This window comes from Streptomyces sp. NPDC002130, from assembly GCF_040296465.1.
In the GTDB taxonomy this organism is placed as follows: Bacteria; Actinomycetota; Actinomycetes; order Streptomycetales; family Streptomycetaceae; genus Streptomyces.
Map to the genome: position 1 here is coordinate 1 of NZ_JBEOXI010000745.1, position 1,569 is coordinate 1,569.

2 protein-coding genes are annotated in these 1,569 nt (G+C 63.5%); both read left to right on the top strand.

The window, feature by feature from the left end; translation table 11 throughout:
- The first annotated feature begins 120 nt into the window (after window positions 1–120).
- A complete protein-coding gene (locus ABT116_RS45075; RefSeq protein WP_351646832.1) occupies window positions 121–483 on the top strand; it encodes an amidohydrolase family protein in 363 nt (120 codons plus the stop codon).
- Window positions 483–1,569: MFS transporter (locus ABT116_RS45080; protein ID WP_351646834.1), on the top strand; the 1,087-nt coding region annotated here is incomplete at its 3' end. The genes ABT116_RS45075 and ABT116_RS45080, both read left to right, overlap by 1 nt.

Consider the following 1,569-nt stretch of genomic DNA (forward strand, 5'->3'; position numbering starts at 1 on the left):
GTGTGCGAGGAAGTTCGCGACGAACGTGGTGCGCGGATTCTCGTAGAGCTCGGTGGGCGCGCCCAGTTGCTCGACACGGCCCCCGTTCATCACGGCGAGTTCATCGCTGCCGAGGTTCCGGTGACCATCAGCTCCGACGCACCCGTCGCCGAGCCCAAGCCGCTCGAAGCAATTCAGGCAGCCGTGACTCGTGTGACGCGTCAGGGCCATCAGCTCGGCTCCGATGCACTCCGCATCACCGCCGACCAGGCATTGCAGGCTCACACGCTCAACGGTGCGCGTGCGCTGGGCCGTGAAGCAGAGCTGGGCAGCATCTCGGTCGGCAAGCGGGCCGACTTCGTCATTCTGGGCGCGGATCCCCTCGAGGTTCCGGCCGACGCGATTGCGCAGATCGAGGTCCGAGAGACCTGGATCGACGGCGAACTCGCACATTCAGGTCATAACCACCTATTGTCGAGCACTTCGACCACCGAGGAAAAGTAATGAACCGAGAGCAACAGATCGTGAAGGCCCGCAAGGCGGGATTCGCAGCCTTCGTCGGTACAACTATCGAGTGGTACGACTTCTACGTATATGCCACGGCAGCCGCCCTGGTGTTCGGTGACATCTTCTTCCCGCCCGGAACCGATCGCCTGACCGGTGTTGCGGCGGCGTTCGCGACGTACGCCGTCGGGTTCTTCGCTCGCCCGCTCGGCGGAATCGTGTTCGGCCATGTCGGTGACAAGATGGGCAGGCGCACCGCACTCGTCGTCACGCTGACGCTGATGGGTGCAGGCACCTTCCTCATCGGCATGTTGCCCACTTACGCGTCGATCGGGTTCTGGGCGCCGCTGCTGCTGGTTCTGCTCCGTTTCGTCCAGGGCTTCGCCGTCGGTGGCGAATGGGGCGGCGCGGTCCTGATGGCCGTCGAGCATGCACCCGAGGACAAGAAGACTTTCTACGGCGGTTTCGCCCAGCTCGGCAATCCTGCGGGTGCGCTTCTGGCCACCGGTTTCTTCAGCATTCTCTCCACGTTCGGCGACGACGCTCTGCGCGAGTGGGCTTGGCGTCTGCCGTTCCTCTGCTCTGCGCTGCTGATTCTGGTGGGCTTGGTCGTTCGCCTCAAGGTCGAAGAGTCTCCGGTGTTCGAGTCCGAGGTGAAGTCCGCGGACGTACCGGAAATGCTGCCGCTCAAGTACGCGCTGGTGACCAACTGGCGCCCGATCATCCTGGGCATCGGCATTCTGCCCGTCGCAGTCGGCGGCTACTACCTCGTGACGACGTTCATCACGGCGTACGCAACCGATCCCGATGTCGGTTTGTCCGAGACGTTGATTCTCAACGCGCTCAGTGTTGCTGCCGTGGTCGAGTTGATCGCGACTCTCGGAGTGGCGTGGCTCGGCGACAAGGTGGGACGCGTCCGCGTCGTCATCTGGGGCCTTGCGGCAGTCGCGATTCTCGCAGCGCCGCAGTTCCTGGTGCTGAAGTCCGGATCCGTGTTCCTGATCTTCCTGACCTTCGCTGTCATGCGACTGGTGCTGGCGGCCACGTACGGTCCGATCGCCGCCGTACTGTCGCAGATGTTCAAGC